Here is a 19,894-nt window from a genome sequence, read left to right on the forward strand (position 1 = left end):
ATGCGGTATAGAAGGATTACACCCAAAACCCAAAGGACGACCTGCGATGAAAAAAACACGCTATGCCAAAATGCCACCGCCACCGAAAACAGAAGAAGAACGCTTACGCTTAAGAATTCTAGAATTAGAAACGGAGAATGCTTACCTAAAAAAGTGTCAGCAATTAGACCGAGAAAAAATGAGGAAAAAGCCAACGCCGTCCAAGAATTAAGAGCAGACTATCCGTTAGACTTACTGTTACGGTATGCCAACTTAGCCAGAAGTACTTTCTTTTATCATTTACATGGTAAAGATAAGACTAGGGATGACAACGCTTCATTATGCGACCAAATTCTTGCTATCAAACAACAGAATCCACATTATGGCTATCGCCGAGTCACCAAACAATTAGGCGAGGGGATCAACCATAAACGGGTACAACGATTAATCCAAGTGATGGGATTGCAGGTAAAAGGGAAAAGACAACGTAAATATTATTCTTATCGTGGGGAAGTGGGTAACATCGCCCCGAATCACTTACAACGAGACTTCCACGCCACCGTTCCGCACCAGAAATGGTTGACCGATATTACTGAGTTTAAGGTGAAAGGCGATAAACTCTATTTTTCCCCGATATTGGATTGCTATAACAATGAATTGATTGCTTATCAATGTAGTCGTCATCCAGATGGTAGATGAGTAAAACAGATGGTGTTACAAGCGATTGCTCGGTTAGCTGAGGGGGACTCACCGATATTACATTCAGACCAAGGTATTCAGTATCAAATGGCAAGTTATCAACAGTTATTAGCTGAGCACAATATTGTGCAGAGTATGTCAAGGAAAGGCAATTGTTTAGATAATGCCGCGATGGAGAGTTTCTTTGGGCGGATGAAAGTGGAATGTTTTTATGGCAAAACTTTCGAAAGCATTGAAGAACTTGAATCTGTTATCAAAGAATATGTTCGTTATTACAATGAGGAAAGAATACAATTAAAATTAAATGGACTGAGTCCTGTTCAATACAGAATTCAGTCCTTAAAATAACAGTCTAACTTTTAGGGGTCAGATCACTAGTGTTAGGCTTTTTTATTGGAGAAATACTATGCAAATAGACGAACGATATTTTTCAATAAGCGATTTAGTCAAAAAAGGAATTGGTTCTAAATCCACCATTCAACGTTTTATCAAAACAGGCAAGCTCAAATCCTATAAATTTGGTTGTTCTGTACTCATCGCCGAAAGTGATTTGCTTGAATTTATGAAGCCACATCAGAACGAAGCTCATCAAACAACCCTCTAGCATATTCCTCTACATAATCTGCCCAAGCCTGAAAGGTTTTAATATTCCGCCCTATTGTAAGCATTACGAACTTTGTCGCTATCTAAATGGCTTAGGCAGATTTCAATCACATCCTTATCCAACCCCAATTCAAGACGGTTATCATTACAATAACTACTAAATACGGTTCTAATGCCGTGATTTGTCATCACCCCTTTAAATTTCCCACCTGCCATTGTTTTAATAACATCATTAGGTGTTTGCGCATTTAAATGCGACAACGGTGCGGTTCTTTTCACCGCAGGAAATAAATAACTATTTCTAGCCTGTTTTTTGGCATAATGAAGTAAGGTTTTCGCCTGTTTGCTTAATGGCACAAAATGTTCTCGTTCCCCTTTCCCACCTTTTGACACTTTGACGATCCATACAGGCATCCCATCCATTTCCACAATATCATCCAGTTTCGCACTCACGGTTTCACTTGCTCGGGTGACATTTAATAGCCCCCACAAAATCGCCAACAGTGAAGAATAAGCTAATCTGGCTTGGCGCAAGGTTTGCAGAAAATCAGGTAAATCTTTATAACGTATCGCAGCGTGATGACTATCTTTTGGCGGTGTAGGCAAATCTGTCCCCAAATAACGCCAAACATTCTTATCCCAATAACCGAAACGCTCTGCATATTCCGCAATCATTTTCAGCACAAGATAACGTTTTTTTAATTCAAACAATGCACCAGCAGTTCGGAACGGCTCTAAAACAGCAAGACCGTGCTTCAGCGTAATATGATCAAACGGAATCTCGCCAATCACATCAATCGCCCCATTCACACGGCGAGTCGTATCAATTCTTGTTCTTTCCGAATAATTCTTTTGCTCTTTACCGATCTTCTCACGATAAATAAGCCATTCACGCGCCACCGCTGCAAACGTATTGGTTAGCTTATTCCTTTCGATAATCTCCTTTTCCTACTCAACGGTATGCGGATCAAGATTTTTCGCTAAATATTCTCGATACAATAGCTAAACGCACCCCTTGCCCATCAGAAAGGTAGTAAACTTTTTCCCTACTTTTTGCATTATTAATTTGAGTAACGGTAAGCTGTTTGACGGTTCGTGCCATATAAATCCTGTCTTCTCATCATTTTAGTAGTAAAAAATATTACTACTAAAAATCTTACTACTATTTTTACTACTAAAATTTTAAATTCATATGATACCGATTGACACTTTATGACGCAATAAAAAAGCTCAAATCCTTATTTTTCCTAAGATTTTGAGCCATTTGACACTTGATGAAATATTTGAGTGGTGGAGCTGGGGGGAGTTGAACCCCCGTCCGAAATTCCTCTACCTTCAGCACTACATGTTTAGTCTAGTCTTTAATTTCACTTAATCACTGCGGACAGACACGCGATAACTAAGCTAGTTTGATTCAATTTAGTGTTTCGATCCTCAAACGGCGGCTTCCACACGATCTCGTTTAAGTTGACTCCTCTTTAATCCCCGTCTTACGAGCGGAAGCTAGGGAGAGAAGGCTTTACGCAGGTTATTAAGCTGCTAAAGCGTAGTTTTCGTCATTTGCGACTATTGTTTTGCGGTTTATTTACGAGGCCTACCGCACCTCGACATGCACCTTGGGCTTTGCTAATCCCGTCGAATCCTAGATCAGCCCCAAAATTGGGCAACAGTTTAACAGAAAGAAAAAAAAAGAAAAGTTAAAGTTATCCTTTCTTTATTAGAAAGAATAACTTTTAAGCTATAAATTTAATAAACGTTCTAGAGAAGGTGCAAAATAGTAACTGCCTGTTACTGGTTTAGTAAAACCTAATAGTCGATCTGTTTTTCCGTCTAATTCTCCAAACATACTAAGTAACTGCTGTTCAATATTGTGAAGCTTACTGCAATAAGCAATGAAATATAAACCGTGTTTACCACTTGCTGTACCATAAGGTAAGCTTTGGCGAATGATTTTTAAGCCTTTTCCATTTTCTTTTAAATCAACACGTCCAACATGCGAAGTTGATGGAACGTCATCTAATTCAACACTATCCGGTTTCGTTCTTCCAATAACTTGTTCTTGTTTTTGCTGATCTAATTTTTGCCATTTATCCAATTGGTGTTCCCAACGTTGAGCGAATACATAACTACCATCTTTATCTATTCCGTCAGCCACCAGCCCAATTGATCTGCGTAATTCATCTCCTACTGGATTTTCAGTTCCATCAATAAAACCTGTAAGATCTCGTTCTTCTACCCAGCGGAAACCGTGAGTTTCTTCTTTAACCTCAATTGCTTCACCAAAAATTTGTAACGCTTGCTGTGCAAGAGAAAAATTTACATCATGTCGCAACGAGAGAATATGAATTAATAAATCATTCTGTGTTGAAGGCGCTGCCAAATTTCCCTTTCCTAATTGAGTAAAAGGTTTTAATTCTGTCGCATCAGTTTGATTAGATAACTCTCTCCAGGCATCATTACCAAAGGCTACAATACTATAAAGATGTGCATCAGGATATTGTTGTTGTAATGCTTCTGTTGCTTTGACCAAAGCTCTGCAGGATTGAGCAACTATCGAAAAATCAATAATGTTTGCTTCAATAAAAATTGCTGCTTTGCAGTGTTCTAATAAAATGCCTGTTTGTGCTGTCATACTTTCCCCTATTGTTTCAATAAAAATAATTAAACGTTATTATAATGCAAATGGGGAAAAGGTTGAGTCATTATTTTTAAGCAAACGTTTGCTTAAAAATATTAAAAGAGATTTTCATTTCAATCAAAAATCTGTATAATGCCGCCGCAATATTTTTCAATCATTTTATTTATTAACTTTTAACAAAGAGAGATATTGCAAATGCTTAGAGTAATTAAAGAAGCCCTCACTTTCGATGATGTTCTTCTTGTTCCAGCACATTCCACCGTATTACCGAATACGGCAAATCTTTCAACCCAGCTTACTCAAAAGATCCGTTTAAATATTCCTATTTTATCTGCTGCAATGGATACCGTAACTGAAGCAAAAATGGCGATTGCATTAGCACAAGAAGGCGGAATTGGGTTTATCCATAAAAATATGAGTATTGAGCGTCAAGCGGAGCGCGTTCGTAAAGTGAAAAAATTTGAAAGCGGTATTGTTAATGATCCAATTACCGTACGCCCAACTACGACACTCGCTGAAGTAGCAGAATTGACAAAGAAAAATAAATTTGCTGGATATCCAGTGACTTCAGAAGATGGGGATTTATTAGGAATCGTAACCGGTCGTGATACTCGTTTTGTTTCTGATTTATCGTTACCAGTTACATCAGTAATGACACCAAAAGAACGACTTGTAACTGTAACTGAAGGCAATTCATTCGATCGGGATCATATTTTTGCCTTGATGCATCGTCATCGTGTGGAAAAAATTTTAGTGGTTAATGAGCAATTTAAATTAAAAGGGATGATTACCCTTAAAGATTACCAAAAATCTGAACAGAAACCAAATGCCTGTAAAGATGAATTTGGACGTTTACGCGTTGGTGCAGCGGTTGGTGCCGGAGCTGGTAATGAAGCTAGAATTGATGCTTTAGTAAAAGCAGGTGTAGATGTTTTATTAATTGACTCGTCTCATGGTCATTCTGAAGGTGTGTTACAGCGTGTGCGTGAAACACGTGCAAAATATCCTGATTTACAAATTATTGCTGGTAACGTAGCGACTGCTGAAGGTGCGATTGCTTTAGCTGATGCTGGTGCGAGTGCAGTGAAAATTGGAATTGGGCCAGGTTCAATTTGTACAACTCGTATTGTGACAGGGGTAGGTGTGCCGCAAATTACAGCAATTGCTGATGCAGCAGAAGCATTAAAAGATCGCGGTATTCCTGTTATTGCAGATGGTGGTATTCGTTATTCAGGTGATATTGCCAAAGCGATTGCTGCTGGTGCATATTGTGTTATGGTGGGGTCAATGTTAGCTGGAACAGAAGAAGCTCCAGGCGAAATTGAACTTTATCAAGGACGTGCTTTTAAATCTTACCGTGGTATGGGGTCTTTAGGGGCGATGGCAAAAGGTTCATCAGATCGCTACTTCCAAAGCGATAACGCCGCCGACAAACTCGTGCCAGAAGGCATCGAAGGACGCATTCCATACAAAGGCTACTTAAAAGAAATTATCCACCAACAAATGGGCGGTTTACGTTCTTGTATGGGCTTAACGGGCTGTGCCACCATTGAAGATCTCCGCACCAAAGCCCAATTTGTGCGAATCAGCGGTGCAGGTATTAAAGAAAGCCACGTCCATGATGTTACCATCACCAAAGAAGCGCCAAATTATAGAATGGGGTAATTAGGCTTAAGAGATGAATAATATTTCTTTGCTAGAACGAGCCAAAGGTTGTCTTTTAGGATTGGCTTGTGGCGATGCTGTTGGGACAACCTTAGAGTTTAAGGCAAGAAAATGGATTAAAACACCACTAACCGATATGGTTGGTGGTGGGAAGTTCAACCTCGAACGAGGAAAATGGACTGACGATACCTCAATGGCTATTTGTTTAGCAGAAAGTCTTATTCATTGCGATAAGTTTGATCCAATAGATCAATTAGAACGTTACTATTTATGGGCAAGTACAGGGTATAACTCAAGTACAGGTAATGCTTTTGGAATAGGTAAACATACGGTTCAAGAGTTAATTAACTTTCATCGTACCAAGCGAGCATATAGTGAAAATATAAATCCTAAATATTCAGGGAATGGTTCATTAATGCGTTTAGCTCCAATAGCTTTATATTATTTTAATCACCCTGATTTAGGAAAGTATGCTCAGCTAAGTTCTAAAACAACACACGCTTCATCAGCTTGTTTACAAAGTTGTGAATATTTTGCGTATCTGTTGCAAAATGCACTGCAAGGAAAAGCTAAAACTGAATTATTTGTTATTGATGATGATCTTGATCGTTTTGATACATTGCAAGGAGTTATTGATTTAAGTTTTCAAACAAAAAGTGCCGAAGATATTCAAGGGAATGGTTATGTCATTAATAGCCTTGAAGCTGCTTTGTGGGCTTTTTGGCATACTGAAACATTTAAAGATGCGATTTTATTGGCAGCAAATTTAGGTGATGATGCAGATACAACTTCAGCAATTTGTGGACAGATTGCTGGTGCTTTTTATGGTATCAACCAGATCCCTCAGACTTGGTTATCTTGGTTATATCGTAGGTATGATATTGAAAGTTTGGCTATGAATTTAATCTCACGATCGATGGATAACGATACCTGTGTATGAACCAGAATGAGATACAGGTTATGCTGCTGGTAATTCGTTACAAATAAAAGCAATAAAAACAGATAAGGGAAAGAATATAATTATGCTGCAAGCAATTATCTTTGATATGGATGGCGTCATTGTCGATACTGAATATGTTGAGTTTAATGCACAACGAGAATTTATTGAACGTTTAAAGCAACATAATCAACCAATTACATTGGCACAACAATCAGAGGTTGTTGGCAAATCATTAAAAGATATTCCAGCTGTGATTAAAAAATTATCTGGTTCATCTCTATCATTAGATGAAATTAGAGAACAGTATTATCTTTTTTGGGATGAGCTGTTTGAACGTCTAGATTATCGTGCAATTTTTCGTGAAGAGATTAGTTATATTATCCAATTTGCACAACAACAGCAGATAAAACTGGCGGTTGCCTCTTCTTCTTCACAACAGCACATTGAACGAATTTTAATGACTTGCGGAATTAAAGAGGTGTTTGATTGCATTGTGAGTGGTGAGATGTTTGTTCGTAGCAAACCCGATCCAGAGATTTATCGTTATACCTTAGATAAACTAGGTGTGGCAGCCGAAAATGCGGTCGCAATAGAAGATTCATTTTATGGTATGCAAGCAGCAAAAGCAGCGGGATTAACCGTGATTGGCTATGAAGAAAAGCGTATGTTAATTGATCAATCATTAGCTGATTATATGGGCAAAGATATGCAAGAAATTTTAGGCATAATTTGTCAATTACATCAGGAAAAGTAACTAATTTTAGCAGTACATCAGTAATTACTTTAATCAACTAGAGAAATAACATGAACAACATTCACCAACATAAAATTTTAATTTTAGATTTTGGTTCACAATATACCCAATTAATCGCACGCCGTATTCGTGAAATTGGCGTTTATTGTGAATTATGGGCATGGGACGTTGCAGAAGACGATATTCGCCATTTTGCACCAAATGGGATCATTCTTTCAGGTGGTCCGGAAAGTACAACTGAAGCAGGAAGCCCACGTGCACCAGAATATGTATTTAAAGCAGGTGCACCTGTACTTGGTATTTGTTACGGAATGCAGACAATGGCAATGCAGTTAGGTGGTTTAACAGAAAGCTCTGATCACCGCGAATTCGGCTATGCTTCCGTTACGTTAAAAAATGAAACTGCATTATTTAAAAATTTGAATGACGGTGAACATAAGCTTGATGTTTGGATGAGCCACGGCGATAAAGTCACTAAACTTCCACCTAAATTCCAAGTAACCGGCTCTACACAAACTTGTCCTATCGCTGCAATGTCGGATGAAAAACGGCATTTTTATGGCGTGCAATTCCATCCTGAAGTAACACATACACAAAGCGGATTGGCACTTCTAACCAATTTCGTTGTTGATATTTGTGGCTGTGAGCGTAACTGGACGCCTGAAAATATTATCGAAGATGCCGTTGCTCGCATTAAAGCACAGGTGGGCGATGATGAAGTGATTCTCGGTTTGTCTGGCGGGGTGGATTCCTCCGTTACCGCACTGCTGTTACATCGTGCCATCGGCAAAAATTTGCATTGCGTGTTCGTGGATAACGGGCTGCTTCGCTTAAATGAAGCGGATCAAGTGATGGAAATGTTCGGTAATAAATTCGGTTTAAATATCATTCGTGTCGATGCGGAAGATCGCTTCCTTGACGCATTAAAAGGCATTGCTGATCCTGAAGCCAAACGCAAAATGATTGGCAAAGTGTTTGTTGATGTATTTGATGACGAATCGAAAAAACTCACGAATGTCAAATGGTTAGCACAAGGCACGATTTATCCTGACGTGATCGAATCTGCCGCGAGCAAAACGGGCAAAGCACACGTTATCAAATCTCACCACAATGTGGGCGGCTTGCCTGATTATATGAAACTAGGTTTAGTTGAACCATTACGCGAATTGTTCAAAGACGAAGTGCGTAAAATCGGTTTAGCACTTGGTTTGCCTGCTGAAATGCTCAATCGTCATCCATTCCCAGGTCCGGGGTTAGGTGTACGTGTACTTGGTGAAGTGAAAAAAGAATATTGCGATTTACTTCGTCGTGCCGATGCAATCTTTATCGAAGAACTTTACAATTCGGGTTGGTACTATAAAGTTAGCCAAGCGTTTACCGTATTTTTACCAGTCAAATCCGTTGGTGTAATGGGAGATGGACGTAAATATGATTGGATTGTTTCCTTGCGTGCGGTAGAAACTATTGATTTTATGACAGCACATTGGGCTCATTTACCTTATGATTTGATCGGTAAAATCTCCAACCGTATTATTAATGAAGTAGATGGCATTTCCCGTGTAGTCTATGATGTCAGCGGAAAACCTCCTGCAACGATTGAGTGGGAATAGAAGCTATTTCATCGACAATGACTTTACAAAGTAAAATAAAAATTAGACCGTAGCTTAGTCGTTACGGCCTTTTTATGCCCTTCAATTGCCAAGAGTGATAAAAAAATTTGGAAATGTAGCGTGAAAATGATATGAAAGCAAAAGAAATAAACCAAATAACAGATCTATTGAAAAATATTTAAAGAAAGGATGGTGAATAAATTGAAGTTAGGAAAATTAGAGGAAGTTGACATTAGAGAACTATGGAAGCACGAACAGTATGATTTTTCTGAATGGCTTGCCAAAGAAGAAAATATAGAAATGCTAAGTAATAAAGTAGGATTAACATTGACTGATATAAATAAAGAGGTTTTTGTTGGTTCATATCGCTGTGATTTAGTTGCAAAAGATGAAACTACAGAAATTAAGGTTATCATTGAAAATCAGTTGGAAACGACCAACCATGACCATTTAGGAAAAATTATAACGTATGCTTCTGGGTTAGATGCAAATGTAGTAATTTGGATTGTTAAAGAAGCAAGAGAAGAACACAGAAGTGCGATAGAGTGGCTAAATAATAAGACAACTACAGATATTTCCTTTTTTCTAATAGAAATACGTGCATTTAGAATAGGAGATTCTTTGCCAGCACCTCAATTTGTGGTTGTAGAAAAACCTAATGATTTTGTCAAGGTAACAAATGTGGGCGTAGATAATGGAGAATTAAGCAAAGCTCAATCCGAAAGATTTAACTTTTGGAATAAATTTAATGAAATTGTAGCTTCAAGGAATAAACCTTTTAATATAAGAAAAGCAACAACAGATCATTGGTATAATGTTGCTCTTGGTACAAGTGAGGCACATATATCTATTACATTAGTAAATAAAACAAACAGCATTGGGATAGCAGTTTATATAAATGATAATAAAAAACTTTTCAACAAGCTGTACTCTGAATCCGAATCAATACAAAATGAATTAGGATTTAATATGGATTGGCAAAGATTAGATGATAAAAAAGCTTCTAGAATTATTTACTATATTGATGGATTAGATTTTAATAATCATAAAAACTATGATGAACTTATAAATAAAGTAATAGATAAAGTGATTGCTATCAGAGATGCTTTTAAAGATCGCTTATAGTAGAACTAGAATAGGAAGAAAAAATACAAACGAGCTTCAATTAAACAAATTTGCCAGTAAGTAAGCTAACCCAACGCAAGAAAGAAATTTAATTGGAACTTGCGTTGGGATATTTTTAGATAAAAGGAAAATTATTTTCGGCGTTGTTGCAATTCTACCTGACGCATTCCCCAGATACATAACGGAATAAAGACAAGTAACACAAGTGAACCTAAAATAACGCTATGCCAAGTAAAATGTCGCCATAAGAAAATCAGATAGAAACCGACAACGCTGGAACCAAAATAATAAAAAGAAAGATATAACGCTGAGGCTAATGCTCTCGCTTGTTTAGCTTGTTTGCCTACCCAACCACTTGCCAATGCGTGTGTAGTAAAAAAACCAACACTACAAATTAATAATCCAACAATAATTAATGGCAATGATGACACCAACAACCATAACACACCAATAACCAATACACACCATCCTAAAAACATCCCTTGCAAAGGCGAATAACGCTGTGTTAATTTCCCGGTCAAACTGGCTGCGAAAGTTCCGCTTAAATAGCATAAAAACAGCAAAGATACTTGTGTGGTTGAAAAATTATAAGGTTCGCTAAGCAGACGCAAACTCACTACAGAATACAAATTAATAAAGACACCGAAACCTAACCCTCCAATAAAAAATGTCCTCCATAATTTTGGATTTCGGATATGTCCGCACAAATTATTTCTTAAATTAGTAAATTCCAATGTCTGTTTCTGAAAATTCTGTTCTTTAGGCAGGCAATAAATAATCAGCAACGCACCAATGACTGCTAATACCCCACAAAATAACATTGGCATATTCAGACCAAAATGCTCGGCGAGGAATCCACCCAACAAACGTCCTGAAATACCACCTAATGAGTTTGCTGCTATATATGAACCGACAACAGAAGTAATAGAACGAGGTTCAAATTCCTCACTAATGTAAGCCACCGCCACTGCCGGCAAGCCTCCCAATGTTATTCCTTGAATAACACGCAATGTAATCCAACTGCTTACGCTATCTGCAAAATAAAGAATTATCCCCAAAATTGCCGTTAAAATAAGACTAATCATCATCATTAGTCTACGACCGAAACGATCTGCCAATAATGCCCACGGAATTAAACTCAAACTTAAACCTAATGAAGCACCAGCAAAAATCCAATTCGATAATGTAATAGATACTTGATAGGTTTTAGCAAACTCAGCCAGAATTGGTTGTGCCGAATATAAATTACAGAACACTAAAAAAGAAGAAAATGCCAATGCAACACTAGCAAAATAGAATTCTCGGGAATGGAGTGTAATCATAATGTTTTATCATTTTAGGAAAGCGTGATTTTATCTTAATCCTTTAACATTTCTTTTACAAATATTTTATTCCGCACAATATTGCAATACAACCACTTCATCGCCGACTCGCACTACTCCACTATTTATCGGCACTAAATTAATACCGAATAATGGCTCACCATCAGCATTAGTATGAATTTTCTTCAAGGTACGAAAAGGCTCACACTTTGCATCCAATTCTCCACTTTGCAAATTTCTCGTTGTTAAAACACAACGAGATGATGGCTTGGTGTGTAAAAATTCTATTTCTCCAATCTTAATTTTTAGCCACTGCTCTTCGGCAAATGCCTCCTCTCCGGTTACCACCAAATTAGCACGGAATTGATCAATGCTGATTGAGGCAGGACAAACCGCCTGCACTGCATCAAAGGAGCTTTGCGTAACTAATAACAATGGATAGCCATCCGCAAATGAAACACTTTTGTTAGGCATTTTTTTTACAAAACGTTGATCCATTTCCCCTAACCAGCGTAATACCACTTCTTCTTGCAATTTCTCGCTAAACCAACGATTAATATTCGCTGGAGCAATGAATGAAGGGAAATGCGTTCCCCAAACTTCACAGCTTTCCTGAACATTAAAATCACGATAACGCACAACAATTTTCGACCCATCACAATGACGCACAATCAATCCCTGAGCCACAGGAAATGCAGACAGTTGATACAACGCTCCGTGCTTACGCGCAGTAATAAATCTTCCATTAACATCCGTTAACATAAATTCACGATCAAAATTCAAACCGCGAGATTGTACATAAGCTTGTTGCACAAAATAGGGTTGTGTCGATTTAATTGGGAATAGGGTAATTTTTTGCACTTGATTCATTTTGCGTTTCCTCTTTTTTCTCCTGTATCGGCACTAATCTATAACGTTTTCAACTTAAAAACCATATTTTTAATAAAAACATATCTTTTAAGCAGATCTGATAAGGATTAAACAAAAAAATCGTGATATCTTAATTTCTTTATAAAAATTACAAAAAATTATTTGACATCATCTAATTTTTGATTTTATTATCTATAAAAAATTTAAATAAAAACCAATTTTAATAAAAAATATCTAATTAAAATTAGATTTTATTAGAAAAACCACGATTACCCCATAGATTCTTATAAAAACATACAGGAGAAAATTATGAAACTCGTTAGTGCAATTATTCAGCCATTCCGTTTGGATGAAGTTCGTGAAGCTTTAACCGACATTGGTGTACACGGCATCACGGTTAGTGAAGTCAAAGGTTTCGGCCGTCAAAAAGGACATACTGAAATTTATCGTGGCAGCGAATATACCATCGACTTTTTACCAAAAATTCAGATCGATATTGCTGTCAGCAATGATTTGGTGGAAAACGTGATTGAAACCATTGTGGAAGCTGCCCAAACCGGTCGTGTCGGTGATGGCAAAATTTTTGTATTGCCACTTGAACAAGTCGTCCGCATCCGTACACGCGAAATCGGAGATGATGCACTCTAAATTTATTCAATAATGCAAATACAACACTTAGGGGAAATTAAAATGAGAAAATATCGTTGGTTATTAGCATTTCTACCAATCACTGCTCACGCAGAACTAACTGATTGGATACAACCAATCTCCGCTATCAGTGCTGGAGATACCGCTTGGGTAATGTTAGCTGCCATTTTAGTGCTATTTATGACTATTCCGGGGTTAGCTCTCTTTTATGCTGGAATGGTTCGTAAGAAAAATATCCTTGCCACAATGGTGCAAAGTTTTGCTGTTTGCTGTTTAGTGGCTGTTATTTGGTTGATCTGTGGATATAGTTTAGTCTTTACACCAAATAACGCCTTTATTGGTGGATTGGATCGCCTATTCTTAAACGGATTGAATGTTTTTACTGAACAAGAAAAACTCACTATTTATCCGGGTGCCGCTTCGATTCCAGAATCAGTATTTATGGTATTCCAAATGGCATTCGCCATCATTGCCGGTGCGATTATTACTGGTGCTTTTGCTGAAAGAATTAAATTCAGTGCAGTTTTAGTTTTTGTTGGAATTTGGACATTATTAGTTTACGTCCCGACTGCCCACTGGGTATGGAGTATCGGAGGTTGGTTAGCGGAAGATGGCGTTCTCGACTATGCAGGTGGAACCGTTATCCATATTAACGCCGGTGTTGCCGGATTATGTGCAGCACTCTTTATAGGCAAACGCATTGGTTATGGCAAAGATGCAATGCCTCCATACAACCTTACATTAACCTTAATCGGTTGCGCAATGCTTTGGATTGGTTGGTTTGGTTTTAACGCTGGTTCTGCCCTTGCTGCCGACAGCCGTGCCGGAATGGCATTAGCCACCACACAAATTGCTGCTGCTGTTGCTGCATTAACTTGGATGCTTTGTGAAGTGATCAGCAAACATAAACCTTCCGCATTAGGTTTGGCATCCGGTGCAGTTGCAGGATTGGTTGGCATTACGCCTGCAGCAGGTTTCGTATCAGCACAGAGCGCAGTTTGGATTGGCTTAATCACTAGTGTATTCTGCTTCATAGCAGTAACAAAAATAAAATATAAATTAGGCTATGATGATTCACTCGATGCATTTGGTATTCACGGAATCGGCGGTATTGTCGGCGCAATATTGACAGGCGTCTTCGTTTCAACTGACATCACTGGCGGCGATGCCAGCATATTAGCTCAAGTAGAAAGTGTCCTCATTACCCTGATCTACAGCAGTGTAATGTCTGTCTTCATCCTTTGGGTAATGAGCAAATTTACAGACATCCGCGTTTCAACCGATGAAGAACGCCAAGGTTTAGACCTCGTTTCTCACGGCGAACGCTTAGAATAATAAGAACCGAATACTTTCCTATTGCTGTACCAATAAAAAAGGTGCAGCTTTTTTGATCTGCACCGTTCTCTATTCTGCTTATTCAGCAGCAAACTTAATAAAGATTAGCCCGTTTAGAATGCAAAATCGTCCGTAAATTAGAAGAAGTAAGATAATCTTTTTGTTTCATATCAGAACTCCTAGAGACAAAAAAGTGCGTTTACACGCACCTTTCATTATTTAATGTTCACTAATTCTATTTAATAATTTATAAAAAATAGTTTCCTGATGACTTGCCAACGTTTGAAAATCGCCTTGCTCAACCACTTGGGCATTATCCATTACTACAAGTTGATCAAACTGTTCCAAACCGCTTAACCGGTGGGTCACCATAATCAATGTTTTATCTCGGCAGTGTTGCAATAACAGGGCAAGAATATGACGTTCCGTTTCACAATCCAAGCCCTCCGTCGGTTCATCTAATAAAATTATCGGAGGAGATGATAATAAAACTCGTGCAATGCCCAAACGGCGTTGTTCACCACCAGATAACGTTCTGCCACCATCACCAAGCCAGCTATCCAACCCCTGCTCTTGTTCAAGCAAATACTCTAACCCCACTTGCTTAATCACCTCATTAAGCTTTTGATCATCGGCATTAGGATTTGCCAGTAACAAATTTTGACGTAACGTATCACTAAAAATATGAACACGTTGTGTCAGTAGGATCATCTGTGAACGCAATGTTGGCTCACTATAAGCCGCTATCGGTTCACCTGCCAACAAAATTTGCCCCTGTGTTGCATCATAATTACGAATCAGAAGCTGCAATAATGTTGATTTACCACTACCGGTTTTTCCCAAAATGGCTATTTTTTGTTGTGCGGTGAAAGTGAGATTAATGCCTGATAACGCCTGTTCGGTACGATCCGGATAATGAAAATGAACATCTTGAAATGTTAATAATTTATCTGTGTGGCTTAGGTTGATTTGTTCAAGGTTGCCGTCAAATGTGACTAACGGCTGCTGCGTAATAATATCATTTACACGTTCCGCCGAAGCAATAACCTGCCCTAAGTGTAAGAATGCCGCACCAATCGGCATTAAAATTTCAAACGAGGCTAACGCAGAAAAAGTGACCAAGGCAATCAATGCCAATTTAAATTCATCATTGCCCATTGGCGTTGCTGCCGCCATCCATAACGTGCAAACAATCATTAAGCCATTGATAAACAACAAAATCGCACTGGATAAGCCTGATAACTGTGCCTCTTTTTGTTGATATTGCAACCAACTTTTTTCTGTTGTTGCTAATTGTTGTTTTAAATTATCGCTGGCATTAAACAGCAATAATTCAGCTTGAGCTTGGATATATTCAACAAATTGACTGCGGTATTGCGCTCGGCTTGCCGTCAATTTTGCCCCGAACTTTCTGCCCAAACGATAAAAAATTGTCGGTAGCACCACTAATAACAATAAAAGCGTGCCTGCAATGAAACAGGCAATAGTTTTATCGAGAAAACTTAAGCCAATGCCGATAAAAAGAATCATCAAAACTGCACTGACGAACGGTGCAAACAACCGTAAATAAAGGGTATCCAGCGTATCCACATCCGCTACTAACCGATTCAATAATTCGCTATTACGATAACGACTCAACACTGCCGGACTTAACGGAATAATTTTGGAAAAAATCATTACGCGCAATTTCGCTAAGATCTCAAAGGTCACATCGTGGGTTACTATTTTCTCAAAATAACGTGCCACCGTGCGTCCGATCGCCAATCCTCTTACTCCAGCAGAAGGATAGAAAAAATTGAACATTAACGACACCCCGGCAATAGCCGCTGCTGCTAAGAACCAACCGGAAAGGGTTAATAAACCAATACTCGCTGCCAAACCGGTCAACATCAAAATAATGCCTAACACCAAACGTGCCGGTGAATGTTTAAACATCGCTAAAAATGGTAATAATGATCGCATCACTTTATCCTTAATTCACTTCCGTTTGTCGTTGTGCCAACAATTCAGCAAAAAATCCTTGATGTTGTAACTGAGTAAATTGTCCCTGTTGCACAATTTCCCCTGCTTGCATCACTAAAATACTATCGGATTGTTTCAAATCCTCAATGCGATGGGTGATCATTAATGTAGTTTTCGCTTTGCCTAATTGTTGCAAACTGTTCAACACCTGATTCTCAGAACGGGCATCCAAACTAGCAGTTGGTTCGTCCAACAGCAATAATGGCGTATCCTGCTTCAATAACGCTCTTGCCACCGCTAAACGTTGTGCTTGCCCAACTGATACCCCCAAACCGCCATCCTGTAGTGATTTATCCAATAAAGGGATCAGTTCTTCAACATAAGCCTGTTGCAAAGCAGATTTGAGTTGTTCATTGCTAGCATTCTGATTAGCAAGACATAAATTTTCACGAATTGTGCCTTGCAACAACAATGGATTTTGCCCAACCCAAGCCAGTTTTTGTCGCCATACATTCAAATCCAGTTGATTCAGTTCAATACCATTAATCAATAAACTTCCTCGATAAGGTAAAAATCCCAATAACACATTCATCAATGAGGTTTTTCCAGCACCACTTTGCCCTACCAATGCGATATTTTCACCTGCATTAATGGTGAAAGTTAATGGTTTGGTCAATGCCTTACCTGCCGGAGACAACACCTCTAACGCTTTTGCTTCGATATGAATCGTGTTGCTATTAATTGTTTCATTTCCTTGCTGTGCGATTAAAAAATCTTGAGAAAGGAACTCTTCTATCGTATCCGCCGCCCCGATTGCTGCAGCTTTGTCGTGATAATAAGTACCGAGATCACGCAATGGCTGATAAAATTCGGGCGCTAAAATTAAGCAAAAAAAGCCAGCAAACAATGTTACCCCCGTATCATAACTACCGAATTCGATTTGACCTAAATAACTGAAACCGAAATAAACTGCCGTCAAGGCAATAGAAATTGAAGTGAAAAATTCAAGTACTGCTGAAGAGAGAAAAGCGATTTTCAATACATCCATCGTTGTTTCACGGAAATCTTCAGTACTATCTTCAATTTGTTCCGTCTGTTGATGCGTTCGGTTAAAAATACGTAAATTTTCCAATCCCTGTAAACGATCTAAAAATTGACCACTTAGGCGAGAAAGCATAGTGATATTACGCTGATTGGCTTCCGCTGCCTTCATACCCACCAACGCCATAAAAATAGGAATCAATGGTGCCGTCAACAATAAAATCAAACCTGCCGCCCAATTTACCGGAAAAATAGCGATCAATAGGATCAATGGTGCCACAACCGACAAATATTGTTGAGGTAAATAACGAGCATAAAAATTATGTAGATTCTCTACCTGCTCCAAAGCCAGTGTTGTCCAACTACCTACCGGTCTATAAGCCAATGTTGCCGGTCCGACTTGTTGTAATTTATTTAAAATCTGTTGGCGTAAATGCTGACGTAACAGTTGCCCGCTGTAAAAGCCAACTTTCTCTCGAGCATAAAGCAACCCTGCCCTAACAAGAAAAATAATCGGCAATACGATAAATGAAGGTAAAAGCTGTTCACGCGGTAACTGTACAATAATGAGGTCGTGCAGTAATCCTGCCAATAACCAAGTTTGAACAACTAATAGAATTGTTGAAATAATCGCAAATAGAAGGTTTAATCTTAATGGTTTGCGAATCAGATTATTCTGCTGTTTTAGCCAGTTTTGTAATTGCTTTTGGCGTGATTTTTCCATAACGGTTTAAAGACAAAAAGAGAAACAAAATCCCCTCAAAAGATTGAGGGGAATGACATCATTAAGCACCTTTCGCTGATTGTGCATCAAGATAACGTTCAGCATCCAACGCTGCCATACATCCAGTTCCCGCTGAAGTAATTGCTTGACGATAATGTTGATCCATCACATCGCCGGCAGCAAATACCCCCTCAACGGAAGTAGCAGTTGCATTGCCTTGTAAGCCTGATTTCACCACAATATAACCATTATTTAACGCTAATTGACCAGCAAAAATATCGGTATTCGGTGCGTGACCAATCGCTACAAAAACACCATCTACACTCAAAGTTTCTTGTTGTTCAGATTGTGTGTCTTTTAACTGTAAGTGAGTAACCCCCATATTGTCCCCACAAACCTCCGCTAAAGTACGATTAGTGTGCAACACGATTTTCCCCTCTTCCACCTTCTTCATTAGACGATCTAAGAGAATTTTTTCGCTACGAAATTCATCACGACGATGCACTAAATGTACAGTGGACGCAATATTAGCTAAATATAACGCCTCTTCTACAGCAGTATTACCACCACCAATCACAGCTACCGGCTTATTGCGATAGAAGAAACCATCACAAGTAGCACAAGCTGATACACCGCGACCTTTATAATTCTCTTCCGATGGTAAGCCTAAATATTTTGCTGATGCTCCAGTAGCAATAATTAGGGCATCACAAGTAAATGTTTGGCTATCACCATATAAAGTAAATGGACGCTTGGCGAGATCAACTTTATTAATATGATCGAACACAATTTCTGCTTCAAATTTTTCGGCGTGTTCCAACATTCTTTGCATTAATTCGGGGCCTGTGGTTTCACCTGCATCACCTGGCCAATTTTCAATTTCATTGGTTGTAGTTAATTGTCCACCTTGTTGTAAACCGGTTACCAATACTGGTTTTAAATTTGCACGCGCCGCATAAATTGCAGCAGTGTAACCTGCTGGGCCGGAACCTAAAATTAATAATTTACTATGTTTTGTTTCCATTTTTTGCCTCTACTCTTGTTCTTACAAAAACGCCGTTAATACAACAATGAATATACTAACCGACGATATTTATTCGTTAACGGATCACTATTTCCTAAAGCTGATAAAATCGCCAAATATTGACGTTTAACCTCTCCCTCTTCAGCATTTAGATCTTTTTGTAAAATTGATAATAACAAATTCAATGCTTCTTCATTACGATTCGCTTGATGCAGTTGTACCGCTAATTTAATCGCAATTTCCGCTGTCGGATTTTTTTGATAATCCTGCTGTAATTGCTGAATTTCCGGTGTATCTGCCGCTTGAATTAATAATTCGATTTGTGATTGCAAACCTTGCCAACGACTATCCCTATCTTGTAATGGAATCTGATTAAGAATTTCCTGTGCCGGCTCAACCTTTTTCATTGCAATATAGGTTTCAGCATATAACAGCGCAACCTCACTGTTTTTCTTATCGGAAAGTTCCCACGCCTGTTTTAACAGTGGTAATGCTTGCTCATAATTTTCTACTGCTAAATAATCCAACGCTTGATTAAATTTGATTTCGTCCTCTTTCGGCAAGATTACTTGCAAACGTTGTTCCAATTCCGCCTCTGGTAACATACCTTGAAAACCATCCACCGGTGCGCCATCTTTAAAAAGATAGGTGGTAGGCAGCGCTTGAATACGAAATTGCGCAGCAATCATCTGTTCCGTTTCACAATTAACCTTCGCCAGAATAAACTGCTCCGCATATTTTGCAGCAAGTCGCTCCATTGTAGCGACAAAATCAAGCGAAGTGCGATCTGAAGCCACATAAAACAGAAATGCCAATGGGTGTGTTTTGCCCATATCCAACACTTCTGCCAGATTCTGCCCGTTTACCTCAATAATTTGTTGCATATATTATCCCTATTCTTCCAACAAAAGTCGTTAGAGTTTAGCAAAAAGAAAATACATTCGCAGTATCAATT

The 19,894-nt window shown here is 38.6% G+C and carries 19 protein-coding genes and 1 other RNA gene; 10 read left to right on the forward strand and 10 right to left on the reverse strand.

Going from position 1 to position 19,894, the window contains the following annotated elements; all coding sequences use genetic code 11:
- From ACXPAV_RS05125 to ACXPAV_RS05135, 3 genes are read left to right on the forward strand one after another with little or no spacing between them, the layout of a single operon-like run.
- A complete protein-coding gene (locus tag ACXPAV_RS05125) occupies positions 1-678 on the forward strand; it encodes an IS3 family transposase (RefSeq protein WP_458004241.1) in 678 nt (225 codons plus the stop codon).
- A gap of 9 nt (positions 679-687) precedes the next feature.
- The gene (locus tag ACXPAV_RS05130; protein WP_080735399.1) at positions 688-1,026 is read left to right on the forward strand and encodes an IS3 family transposase; all 339 of its coding nucleotides are present in this window, start codon (positions 688-690) and stop codon (positions 1,024-1,026) included.
- Between the two features lie 58 nt (positions 1,027-1,084).
- A complete protein-coding gene (locus ACXPAV_RS05135) occupies positions 1,085-1,282 on the forward strand; it encodes a helix-turn-helix domain-containing protein (protein ID WP_458004242.1) in 198 nt (65 codons plus the stop codon).
- A 38-nt stretch (positions 1,283-1,320) separates the two neighbouring features.
- Here the strand turns inward: ACXPAV_RS05135 and ACXPAV_RS05140 are convergent, their stop codons facing one another.
- The 4 genes from ACXPAV_RS05140 to ACXPAV_RS05155 all read right to left on the reverse strand — a co-directional run bounded on the left by ACXPAV_RS05140 (position 1,321) and on the right by ACXPAV_RS05155 (position 3,913).
- Entirely contained in the window at positions 1,321-2,181 is an 861-nt protein-coding gene (locus ACXPAV_RS05140) for a tyrosine-type recombinase/integrase (protein WP_458004243.1), read from the reverse strand.
- A 67-nt stretch (positions 2,182-2,248) separates the two neighbouring features.
- Complete coding sequence (locus ACXPAV_RS05145; RefSeq protein WP_458004244.1) at positions 2,249-2,383, reverse strand: hypothetical protein; 135 nt, start codon at positions 2,381-2,383, stop codon at positions 2,249-2,251.
- Between the two features lie 186 nt (positions 2,384-2,569).
- Positions 2,570-2,936: a transfer-messenger RNA gene (gene ssrA, locus ACXPAV_RS05150) on the reverse strand.
- An 83-nt stretch (positions 2,937-3,019) separates the two neighbouring features.
- Positions 3,020-3,913 carry a Dyp-type peroxidase gene (locus ACXPAV_RS05155; protein WP_458004245.1) on the reverse strand — a complete coding sequence of 298 codons (894 nt, stop codon included), beginning with the start codon at positions 3,911-3,913 and terminating at the stop codon, positions 3,020-3,022.
- A gap of 201 nt (positions 3,914-4,114) precedes the next feature.
- On the opposite strand from ACXPAV_RS05155, the gene guaB reads away from it, so the two are divergent.
- From guaB to ACXPAV_RS05180, 5 genes are all read left to right on the forward strand, one after another.
- Entirely contained in the window at positions 4,115-5,584 is a 1,470-nt protein-coding gene (gene guaB, locus ACXPAV_RS05160) for an IMP dehydrogenase (RefSeq protein ID WP_039135764.1), read from the forward strand.
- A gap of 13 nt (positions 5,585-5,597) precedes the next feature.
- A complete protein-coding gene (locus tag ACXPAV_RS05165; RefSeq protein ID WP_458004246.1) occupies positions 5,598-6,524 on the forward strand; it encodes an ADP-ribosylglycohydrolase family protein in 927 nt (308 codons plus the stop codon).
- Between the two features lie 82 nt (positions 6,525-6,606).
- Positions 6,607-7,278, forward strand: a complete 672-nt coding sequence (locus tag ACXPAV_RS05170) for an HAD family hydrolase (protein ID WP_458004247.1) — start codon at positions 6,607-6,609, stop codon at positions 7,276-7,278.
- A 50-nt stretch (positions 7,279-7,328) separates the two neighbouring features.
- On the forward strand, positions 7,329-8,888 hold the full coding sequence (guaA, locus tag ACXPAV_RS05175; protein WP_458004248.1) for a glutamine-hydrolyzing GMP synthase: 1,560 nt from the start codon (positions 7,329-7,331) through the stop codon (positions 8,886-8,888).
- Between the two features lie 192 nt (positions 8,889-9,080).
- Positions 9,081-10,013, forward strand: a complete 933-nt coding sequence (locus ACXPAV_RS05180; protein ID WP_039135790.1) for a DUF4268 domain-containing protein — start codon at positions 9,081-9,083, stop codon at positions 10,011-10,013.
- Positions 10,014-10,144: 131 nt separating this feature from the next.
- On the opposite strand, the gene ACXPAV_RS05185 is transcribed toward ACXPAV_RS05180, so the two are convergent.
- Together ACXPAV_RS05185 and ACXPAV_RS05190 are read right to left on the reverse strand one after the other, a co-directional pair.
- Positions 10,145-11,335 carry an MFS transporter gene (locus tag ACXPAV_RS05185; RefSeq protein WP_458004249.1) on the reverse strand — a complete coding sequence of 397 codons (1,191 nt, stop codon included), beginning with the start codon at positions 11,333-11,335 and terminating at the stop codon, positions 10,145-10,147.
- A gap of 66 nt (positions 11,336-11,401) precedes the next feature.
- On the reverse strand, positions 11,402-12,205 hold the full coding sequence (locus tag ACXPAV_RS05190) for an MOSC domain-containing protein (RefSeq protein WP_458004250.1): 804 nt from the start codon (positions 12,203-12,205) through the stop codon (positions 11,402-11,404).
- 309 nt (positions 12,206-12,514) lie between these two features.
- On the opposite strand from ACXPAV_RS05190, the gene ACXPAV_RS05195 reads away from it, so the two are divergent.
- Together ACXPAV_RS05195 and ACXPAV_RS05200 are read left to right on the forward strand one after the other, a co-directional pair.
- Positions 12,515-12,853 carry a P-II family nitrogen regulator gene (locus ACXPAV_RS05195; RefSeq protein ID WP_458004251.1) on the forward strand — a complete coding sequence of 113 codons (339 nt, stop codon included), beginning with the start codon at positions 12,515-12,517 and terminating at the stop codon, positions 12,851-12,853.
- Positions 12,854-12,895: 42 nt separating this feature from the next.
- On the forward strand, positions 12,896-14,188 hold the full coding sequence (locus ACXPAV_RS05200) for an ammonium transporter (RefSeq protein ID WP_458004252.1): 1,293 nt from the start codon (positions 12,896-12,898) through the stop codon (positions 14,186-14,188).
- Positions 14,189-14,407: 219 nt separating this feature from the next.
- On the opposite strand, the gene cydC is transcribed toward ACXPAV_RS05200, so the two are convergent.
- From cydC to ACXPAV_RS05220, 4 genes are all read right to left on the reverse strand, one after another.
- A complete protein-coding gene (cydC, locus tag ACXPAV_RS05205; protein ID WP_458004253.1) occupies positions 14,408-16,150 on the reverse strand; it encodes a heme ABC transporter ATP-binding protein/permease CydC in 1,743 nt (580 codons plus the stop codon).
- Positions 16,151-16,160: 10 nt separating this feature from the next.
- Positions 16,161-17,915, reverse strand: coding sequence for a heme ABC transporter permease/ATP-binding protein CydD (gene cydD / locus ACXPAV_RS05210; protein WP_458004254.1), 1,755 nt, complete (start codon positions 17,913-17,915; stop codon positions 16,161-16,163).
- A 61-nt stretch (positions 17,916-17,976) separates the two neighbouring features.
- Positions 17,977-18,939: a thioredoxin-disulfide reductase gene (gene trxB, locus ACXPAV_RS05215; protein WP_065231209.1), complete on the reverse strand. Its 963-nt coding sequence runs from the start codon at positions 18,937-18,939 to the stop codon at positions 17,977-17,979.
- A 35-nt stretch (positions 18,940-18,974) separates the two neighbouring features.
- Positions 18,975-19,823, reverse strand: coding sequence for a co-chaperone YbbN (locus ACXPAV_RS05220; protein ID WP_039135773.1), 849 nt, complete (start codon positions 19,821-19,823; stop codon positions 18,975-18,977).
- Positions 19,824-19,894: the final 71 nt, after the last annotated feature.

The sequence above is a fragment of the Gallibacterium sp. ZY190522 genome (assembly GCF_054166015.1).

Bases quoted from the DNA above. Each gene is read 5' to 3' on its own strand.
- ACXPAV_RS05125 (WP_458004241.1), top strand. From the start codon at position 1: ATGCGGTATAGAAGGATTACACCCAAAACCCAAAGGACGACCTGCGAT.
- ACXPAV_RS05130 (WP_080735399.1), top strand. From the start codon at position 688: ATGGTGTTACAAGCGATTGCTCGGTTAGCTGAGGGGGACTCACCGATA.
- ACXPAV_RS05135 (WP_458004242.1), top strand. From the start codon at position 1,085: ATGCAAATAGACGAACGATATTTTTCAATAAGCGATTTAGTCAAAAAA.
- ACXPAV_RS05145 (WP_458004244.1), bottom strand. From the start codon at position 2,383: ATGGCACGAACCGTCAAACAGCTTACCGTTACTCAAATTAATAATGCA.
- ACXPAV_RS05155 (WP_458004245.1), bottom strand. From the start codon at position 3,913: ATGACAGCACAAACAGGCATTTTATTAGAACACTGCAAAGCAGCAATT.
- guaB (WP_039135764.1), top strand. From the start codon at position 4,115: ATGCTTAGAGTAATTAAAGAAGCCCTCACTTTCGATGATGTTCTTCTT.
- ACXPAV_RS05165 (WP_458004246.1), top strand. From the start codon at position 5,598: ATGAATAATATTTCTTTGCTAGAACGAGCCAAAGGTTGTCTTTTAGGA.
- ACXPAV_RS05170 (WP_458004247.1), top strand. From the start codon at position 6,607: ATGCTGCAAGCAATTATCTTTGATATGGATGGCGTCATTGTCGATACT.
- guaA (WP_458004248.1), top strand. From the start codon at position 7,329: ATGAACAACATTCACCAACATAAAATTTTAATTTTAGATTTTGGTTCA.
- ACXPAV_RS05185 (WP_458004249.1), bottom strand. From the start codon at position 11,335: ATGATTACACTCCATTCCCGAGAATTCTATTTTGCTAGTGTTGCATTG.
- ACXPAV_RS05190 (WP_458004250.1), bottom strand. From the start codon at position 12,205: ATGAATCAAGTGCAAAAAATTACCCTATTCCCAATTAAATCGACACAA.
- ACXPAV_RS05195 (WP_458004251.1), top strand. From the start codon at position 12,515: ATGAAACTCGTTAGTGCAATTATTCAGCCATTCCGTTTGGATGAAGTT.
- ACXPAV_RS05200 (WP_458004252.1), top strand. From the start codon at position 12,896: ATGAGAAAATATCGTTGGTTATTAGCATTTCTACCAATCACTGCTCAC.
- cydC (WP_458004253.1), bottom strand. From the start codon at position 16,150: ATGCGATCATTATTACCATTTTTAGCGATGTTTAAACATTCACCGGCA.
- cydD (WP_458004254.1), bottom strand. From the start codon at position 17,915: ATGGAAAAATCACGCCAAAAGCAATTACAAAACTGGCTAAAACAGCAG.
- trxB (WP_065231209.1), bottom strand. From the start codon at position 18,939: ATGGAAACAAAACATAGTAAATTATTAATTTTAGGTTCCGGCCCAGCA.
- ACXPAV_RS05220 (WP_039135773.1), bottom strand. From the start codon at position 19,823: ATGCAACAAATTATTGAGGTAAACGGGCAGAATCTGGCAGAAGTGTTG.